At 64.9% G+C, this 940-nt stretch carries 1 protein-coding gene; it reads left to right on the plus strand.

Translation table 11 applies throughout. The features are described 5' to 3' along the window. A partial coding sequence (locus DCO47_RS26840; RefSeq protein WP_256590276.1) for a DUF6531 domain-containing protein occupies nt 1-940 on the plus strand: 940 nt, incomplete at both ends.

The following is a 940-nucleotide window of genomic DNA, read 5'->3' on the forward strand; positions in this document are numbered from 1 at the left end:
ACGAGCCTCACGACGACGCCCCCGACCAGGCGAAAAACCCCAACGGCGATGCCGCCGACTGCGTGCCCAACACCTGCACCAACGGCTGTCCGGTGTCGATGGTCACTGGCGAAGAACTGCTGACCCTGACCGACGCGGTGCTCGATGGCGTACTGCCGTTCGAGTTCACCCGTTTGTATCGCAGCAGCGCCGTCGAGATCGACATCGGCCTGGGCTTCGGCTGGAGCCATACCCTGGCTCATCGCCTGGCTTTCGACGGCGATGGCGTGATCTGGATCGACCACGAGAGCCGCCGCACCCGCTTTCCCCTGCCCAATGTCGCGCGCCCGGCGATTCACAACAGCCTGTCACGGGCGGCGATTTTTTTAGGTGATGAACCTGAAGAACTGATCCTCGCCATGGCCGGCGACAGCGCGCGGTTCTATCACTTTCGCGCCGGCCGGCTGACCGCAATCAGCGATGTCTACGGCAATCGTCTGACCCTGCAACGCGATCGCTCCGACCGCATTCAGCGTCTGGACAACGGCGCCGGCCGCTCGCTGCTGTTGCGTTATGACCGGGCGCAACTGGTGGCGGTCGATTATCAGGTGTTCGTGCAGGGCGAGTGGAGCACTGAGCAGAACCTCGCCACCTACCGCTTCGATGCCCGGCAACGGCTGCTGACCGCGACCAACGCGGTTGGCGACAGCGAGCGCTACGACTACGACGACCACCACGTCATCCTCCAGCGCCAGCTCACCGGTGGCGCGAGCTTTTTCTGGGAGTGGCAACGCGAGGGCAAGGCGGCGCGCTGCGTGCGCCACTGGGCCTCGTTCTCGCAGATGAACACCCGCTACGTCTGGAACGATGACGACGCCAGCGTGACCGTGCATTACGTCGACGGCACCGAAGAAGTCTACGTCCACGACGAGCGCGCGCGGCTGGTGCGTCAGGTCGCGGC

Origin of the sequence: Pseudomonas sp. NDM, from assembly GCF_003105095.1 — a bacterium.
Lineage (GTDB): Bacteria > Pseudomonadota > Gammaproteobacteria > Pseudomonadales > Pseudomonadaceae > Aquipseudomonas > Aquipseudomonas moraviensis_A.